The organism is Aquabacterium sp., from assembly GCF_036279655.1.
In the GTDB taxonomy this organism is placed as follows: domain Bacteria; phylum Pseudomonadota; class Gammaproteobacteria; order Burkholderiales; family Burkholderiaceae_C; genus Aquabacterium.
In genome coordinates this window covers 1-6,549 of the sequence record NZ_DASUIT010000023.1, presented here as the reverse complement: position 1 = coordinate 6,549, position 6,549 = coordinate 1, and the positions used below count along the sequence as shown (strand labels likewise).

Genomic DNA, 6,549 nt, shown 5'->3' with positions numbered 1-6,549 from the left:
GCAACCCATGTTCGTGGTGCTCTCGGCGCAACGAGAAACGGCACGCCGTGTGGCCGCGATGGCGCGGGACTTCACCACGATCGAAGCACTCCCAGCCCTGCTGACGCCCGAGGCTGCGCACGCGGCCCAAAGCTATGTCGTACCGCCCATGCACCTGCAACGAGGTGACACGGCCCAGGCCCTGGCACAAGCCCCGCATCGTCTGCAAGGCCGATTCCATCTGGGCGGGCAGGAGCAGTTCTATCTGGAAGGCCAGATCGCCTACGCCATCCCCAAAGAAAACCACGGTTTGCTGGTGCACAGTTCCACCCAGCACCCCAGCGAAATGCAGCATGCCATCGCCCATGCCTTGAACCTGCATGCGCATCATGTGCTGGTCGAGTGCCGACGCATGGGCGGCGGTTTCGGCGGCAAGGAGTCGCAATCGGCCGTGTTCGCCTGCGTGGCGGCGATGGCAGCCTACAAGCTGCAAAAGCCCGTCAAGCTGCGCCCCGATCGTGACGACGACTTCATGATCACCGGCCGGCGCCACTGCTTCGTGCACGACTTCGATGTCGCTTATGACCAGGACGGCCGTGTGCTGGGCGCCAAGGTCGAGATGGTCTCCCGCGCGGGCTTCTCGGCCGACCTGTCTGCGCCGGTGATGACCCGGGCGCTATGCCACTTCGACAATGCCTATTACCTGCCTGCGGTGGACCTGCATGGCTACTGCGCCCGCACCAACACGCAGAGCAACACGGCCTTCCGGGGCTTTGGCGGCCCGCAGGGTGCACTGGCCATCGAGGTCATCCTCGACTCGGTAGCCCGTCAACTGGGCAAGGATCCGCTGGACGTGCGCCTGGCCAACCTGTACGGCACCACGGACCGCAACACGACGCCCTATGGCCAGCTTGTGGAAGACAACGTCCTGACGCCCTTGCTGGATCAACTGGTCGGCAGCAGTGACTACCGCGCGCGTCGCACCGAGGTGGCCGCCTTCAACGCCAGCAGCCCGGTGCTCAAGAAGGGCCTGGCGCTCACGCCAGTCAAGTTTGGCATCTCGTTCAATGTGGTGCACCTCAACCAGGCCGGCGCACTGGTGCACGTCTACAGCGATGGCAGCATCCTGGTCAACCACGGTGGCACCGAGATGGGCCAGGGGCTCAACACCAAAGTGGCGCAGATGGTGGCCCATACCCTGGGCGTCAAACCCGAGCGGGTGCGCGTCACGGCCACGGACACCAGCAAGGTCGTCAACACCTCGGCCACAGCGGCATCGACAGGTTCGGACCTCAACGGCAAGGCGGCGGCCGATGCGGCGATGCAGATCCGGTCACGCCTGATCAGCATGCTGGCGGAGCGTCACAAACTGCCCGATGAAACCATCCAATTTGCCGACGACGAGGTGTGCATTGGCGAGCAGACGCTGCGCTTTGAAGACGTCGTGATGGACGCCTACATGGCGCGCGTGCAACTATGGTCCGACGGCTTTTATGCCACGCCCAAACTGCACTGGAACCGGGACACCATGCAAGGCCGTCCCTTCTTCTACTTTGCCTATGGCGCGGCCGTCAGCGAGGTGCTGGTGGACACACTCACGGGCGAGTGGAAGCTGCTGCGCGCCGACGTGCTGCACGACGTGGGTCAGTCGATCAACCCGGCACTGGACATCGGCCAGATCGAAGGCGCCTTCATCCAGGGCATGGGCTGGTTGACCAGCGAAGAGCTCTACTGGCACCCGCAGAGCGGCAAGCTGATGACGCACGCGCCGTCCACCTACAAGATCCCGACCGCCAGCGACTGCCCTGCCGACTTCCGCTTCCAGCTGTTCAAGAACCAGAACGTGGAGGACACGATCTACCGGTCCAAGGCCGTGGGCGAGCCTCCATTGCTGCTGCCCTTCTCGGTCTTCCTGGCCATCCGGGATGCGATCTCGTCCGTGGGCCAGCACCGCGTGGATCCGCCCCTGCGCGCGCCCGCCACGCCCGAGGCCATCCTGGACGCGGTGGATGCCGTCAAAGCCGCCTGTACGGCACAGTCATGAGCACCTGGAGCGCCCCCGCCCTGCGCCAACTGGCCTGTGAGTGGCTTCAAGCCGGCCGGCTCGCCATGGTGCTCACCGTGGTGGACAGCCAGGGCTCCACACCACGCGACGCCGGCACACGCATGCTCGTGAGCGCAGATGCCATGGAGGGCACCATAGGTGGAGGCCACCTGGAGTGGCAAGCCATCGAGCTGGCCAGGCAGGCCTTGAAGGAATGTTCGGCCAGCCTTGACCAAACCACCGGTTGGACACAGACCTTTGCCTTGGGCCCCTCGCTCGGGCAATGTTGCGGCGGCGTGGTTCAACTTCACTTCGCCCCGCTGGATGAGGCGGCCTTGCGTCAATGGCCGATCTGCACGGCCTTGCACATCGAACTGCATGGCGCAGGCCATGTCGGTCAGGCCATCGTCAAGCTGCTGGCCGACCTGGACTTCTCGGTGCGCTGGATCGACACGCGCGACAGCGGCACGGACGACTCGGCATCACCATGCGGCCTGCCCGATGCCGCCACCCTGGCTGCCTTGCCGCCGCACATCACCTGGCACCCCAGCGACGCGCCGCCAGACGAGGTGGCCGACGCGCCACCGGGCGCCATCCATCTGGTGCTCACCCATCGGCACGACCTGGATCTGCGCATCATCGAAGCCGTCCTGCGCCGTGGCGACAGCCTGTTTGCAGGCATGATCGGCTCGCAGACCAAAAAGGCCAAGTTCCTGCATCGACTGGAAGCCAGAGGCTTGAATCACGCTCAACTCGCCCACATGACCTGCCCGATCGGCTTGCCCGAACTCAAAGGCAAGGAGCCGGCCGTGATTGCGGTCTCTGTGGTGGCCCAGTTGCTCCTGCTGCGACAATCACTGAGCAGTGCCCCCCAAGACACGCCAGACAAGGCCAAGCCGTGACCCAGCCCACCCTGCTCATCAAGGATGCCGACTGCATCGCCACCATGGACGATCAAGGCACCGAATGGCGACACGCCAGCGTGCTGATCCGCGGCCATGAGATCCTGGCCGCCGGCCCCACTGCAGAGCTGCCCGCCGAGTTGCTGGCCCAGGCCACGCAGACCATCGATGCGCGTGGCCACGTGGTCATCCCGGGCCTGGTCAACACCCATCACCACATGTTCCAGAGCCTGACGCGCGCTGTGCCTGCCGCGCAGGATGCCGAGTTGTTCTCTTGGCTGCGTACGCTCTACCCCATGTGGGCACGCCTCACGCCGGACATGATCCATGTGTCCACCCAGGTCGCGATGGCCGAGCTCCTGCTCAGCGGTTGCACCACCAGCAGCGATCACCTCTACCTCTATCCCAACGGGGTTCGCCTGGACGACAGCATCCATGCCGCGCAAGAGATCGGCATGCGCTTCCATGCCTGCCGAGGCAGCATGAGCGTGGGCGAGAGCGCCGGCGGCTTGCCCCCTGACAGCCTGGTTGAACGCGAAGACGCCATCCTGCGTGAAAGCCAGCGCCTGATCGACACCTTCCACGACGAGCAGCGCCATGCCATGCTGCGCGTGGCCCTGGCACCCTGCTCGCCGTTCTCGGTCAGCCCCGACCTGATGCGCGAATCTGCCCTGCTCGCTCGCCAGTGTGGCAAACACGGTGTGCGCCTGCACACCCACCTGGCCGAAAACGACCACGACGTGGCCTACACGCGCGAGAAGTTCAACTGCACACCCACCGAATATGCGGAAGCGCAAGGGTGGCTCGGTGACGATGTGTGGCACGCGCACTGCGTCAAGCTCGACGATCACGGCATCGGCCGCTTTGCCGCCACGCACACCGGCGTGGCCCACTGCCCCTGCAGCAACATGCGCCTGGCCTCCGGCATTGCGCCGGTCAGACGCATGCTGGATGCCAGCGTGCCTGTTGGGCTGGGCGTGGACGGCTCGGCGAGCAACGACGCTGCGCACATGTTGGGCGAAGCCCGTCAGGCCATGCTGCTGGCACGCGTGGGCCGCAGCCTCACGCCCTTTGGCTGCGACCACGGGCCGGCAGACATGACGGCCCGGCATGCGCTGCGCATGGCCACACGCGGTGGCGCCGAGGTGCTGGGCCGCGATGACATCGGACAGATCGCGCCAGGTATGGCCGCCGACCTGGCCATCTACGACCTCCGCACCCTGGGCATGGCCGGCAGCGCGGTGCATGACCCGATTGCGTCACTGCTGATGACTCAACCGGCGCAGACGGCCTGGACCATCGTCCATGGCCGTGTGGTGGCCGACCATGGCCAGTTGAAAACCGTTGATCTGCCCAAGCTCATCGGCCAGCACAATGCCATGGCCCAATCGCTCATCTGAGTCGATGGCCTCTGCGAGGCTGGCGACCAGGCAAAGAAAAAGGGCGAGACCCTTGCGAGTCTCGCCCTCTTCTGAATGCTTGCCAGATCAGCGAACAGCGCGGTGACGGCGCAGAGAGAACGCTGCCACACCCAGGCCGGCCAACATCAGGCCGAACATTTCGGGCTCAGGCACAGCCGACGTTTGCACGTTCAGCTTGTACGAAGACAAGGTGGTCTGAGCCAGCGCAGCGCCAGTGGCGTTGGAGAAAATCATGAAACCAGTGGCAGACAGATTCACCTTGCTGGCAGAAGAAGCCAGTGCCAGGGAACCGCTGACATCGTAAGCGCCGGTGCTGGAGAACGGCTGCGTGTCGCTGCTCAGGTTGGCCAGCAACTGGTTACCGCTGTTGCCCTGCACGACATCATTTGCAACCCAGAAGGACTGGAAACCAGCGCCGGACATGGCGGTACCCGCAGCCGTGGGCGACACGGAGGCGTTGTACAGACCCGAAATGGTTTCAGTCAGGCCGGTGATCTTGAAGCCGGCCTTGGCCGTCAGAATGATCGGAAACGGGTTGCCGTTGTAGCTGTCGATACCGTACGACGCAATGGAGGGCGTACCCAGCAGCGGAGACGTCGTCACGGCTGTAGCGCCAGCGAAAGTCACGGCATCACCAGCGACCCCCACGGAGGGAGAACCAGCCAGGAAACTGTCGTCATAGGTCAGCGTGTACGTGGCGGCATCCACAGTCACAGGCGCGGCATTGGCGACGGACATCACACTGGAAACACCCAGCATCAGTGCAGCAACAGCGAACTTTTTCACGGCAGGACCTTGATTTGTAACGGTATGTGCCAACTATAACCACCTTCGGGAGCCAGCACCAGCGTTGCTTCCCCCCTAGCCAAGGGGAAGAAACCGCGAAATCTAGGGGGGCGCCTTCACCATGCGAAATCAAGTCCCACGACTATCGGGGTAACTGACCTGGATCAAACCAGCGACGCAAGACGTCCCGCTCGGCATCGGTGATTCCGGTGGCATTGTTCATGGGCATGGCCTTGAGCACCACGACCTGCTGGTAGATCTGCTGGGCGTGCGCCTGAATCTGCTCGGGCGTGTCCAGACGCACGCCTTTGTTGGCCAGTTGAGCGTTGTGGCACAACACGCAACGTTGGGTGATCACCGCCTGGACCTGCGCCAGATCCGGCTTCACCTGGGTAGTGGCAGCGGGCGCCTGCGATGGAGCCGGCGCCAGCCAGATCGCCACACCAAGCAACAAGCCGCCACCCGCCACAGCCCAACCCCAGGGCGCAGGCTGCCCTGCCACCTCGGTCTTGTGTCGGGCCACAAAGAATTGCCGAATCAAGGCACCGGCCAGCATGATCAACACCAGCACCAGCCAGTTGTGCGCGTGGCCATAAGCCCACCCATAGTGGTTGCTCAGCATGGCAAACAGCACCGGCAGGACGAAATAGGTGTTGTGCACGCTGCGCTGCTTGCCACGCTTGCCATGAATCGGATCCACCGGCTGCCCCGCCTTCATGGCTGCCACGACCTTGCGCTGCCCCGGGATGATCCAGAAGAACACATTGGCGCTCATGGCCGTGGCGATCATCGCGCCCACCAGCAGAAATGCCGCCCGCCCGGCAAACAGCTGACACGCGGCCCAGGCGGCCCCCACCACGATGATGAACACACAGGCGCCCACGAGCTGGTCGCCCCGCTTGCCTTGCCCCAAGGTTCGGCAGATCAGGTCATACAGCAGCCAGAAACCCGCCAGAAAACCCAGCGTGGAAGCCACCGCGACACCTGGCGACCAGGCATGAACAGATTGATCAATCAGGAACGTGCCGGCATTGAACAGGTACAGCACCGTGAACAGTGCGAAGCCGGACAACCAGGTCGAGTAGCTTTCCCAGAAGAACCAGTGGAGGTTCTCCGGCAGCGACTTGGGGGCGCCGAGGTATTTCTGTGGGTTGTAGAACCCGCCACCGTGCACCGCCCACAGCTCCCCACCCACGCCCTTGCGCTTGAGTTCGGGATCTGTCGGGGGCGTCAGGGTGTTGTCCAGCCAGACAAAGTAGAAGGAAGACCCCACCCAGGCGATGGCCACGATCACGTGCACCCAGCGCAGCAGCAGGTTGGCCCAATCCAGGGCATAGGTCAGCAAGGGCGACAACTCCAGCATGCGCAGGCCTCAGCTTCCACGATAGGTTGAATACGACCAGGGGCTCACCAGCAA

Annotated in this window: 5 protein-coding genes; 3 read left to right on the top strand and 2 right to left on the bottom strand. The window is 64.0% G+C overall.

Translation table 11 applies throughout. The annotated features are described in order from the left end of the window. The 3 genes from xdhB to VFW84_RS02795 all read left to right on the top strand — a co-directional run. Window positions 1–2,023, top strand: a 2,023-nt coding sequence (gene xdhB, locus VFW84_RS02805; RefSeq protein ID WP_329678912.1) for a xanthine dehydrogenase molybdopterin binding subunit, incomplete at its 5' end; no start/stop codon positions are given. Beyond that, entirely contained in the window at window positions 2,020–2,925 is a 906-nt protein-coding gene (xdhC, locus tag VFW84_RS02800) for a xanthine dehydrogenase accessory protein XdhC (RefSeq protein WP_329678911.1), read from the top strand. The genes xdhB and xdhC, both read left to right, overlap by 4 nt. Further along, window positions 2,922–4,325, top strand: a complete 1,404-nt coding sequence (locus VFW84_RS02795; RefSeq protein ID WP_329678910.1) for an 8-oxoguanine deaminase — start codon at window positions 2,922–2,924, stop codon at window positions 4,323–4,325. Before xdhC ends, VFW84_RS02795 begins: the two co-directional genes overlap by 4 nt. A gap of 87 nt (window positions 4,326–4,412) precedes the next feature. Here VFW84_RS02795 and VFW84_RS02790 read toward each other — a convergent pair whose 3' ends face one another. Both VFW84_RS02790 and VFW84_RS02785 read right to left on the bottom strand, forming a co-directional pair. Next, the gene (locus VFW84_RS02790; RefSeq protein ID WP_329678909.1) at window positions 4,413–5,165 is read right to left on the bottom strand and encodes a PEP-CTERM sorting domain-containing protein; all 753 of its coding nucleotides are present in this window, start codon (window positions 5,163–5,165) and stop codon (window positions 4,413–4,415) included. 109 nt (window positions 5,166–5,274) lie between these two features. Then, window positions 5,275–6,495 (bottom strand): urate hydroxylase PuuD, encoded by a 1,221-nt coding sequence (locus tag VFW84_RS02785; protein WP_414638874.1) that lies wholly within the window; start codon window positions 6,493–6,495, stop codon window positions 5,275–5,277. Window positions 6,496–6,549 lie beyond the last annotated feature (54 nt).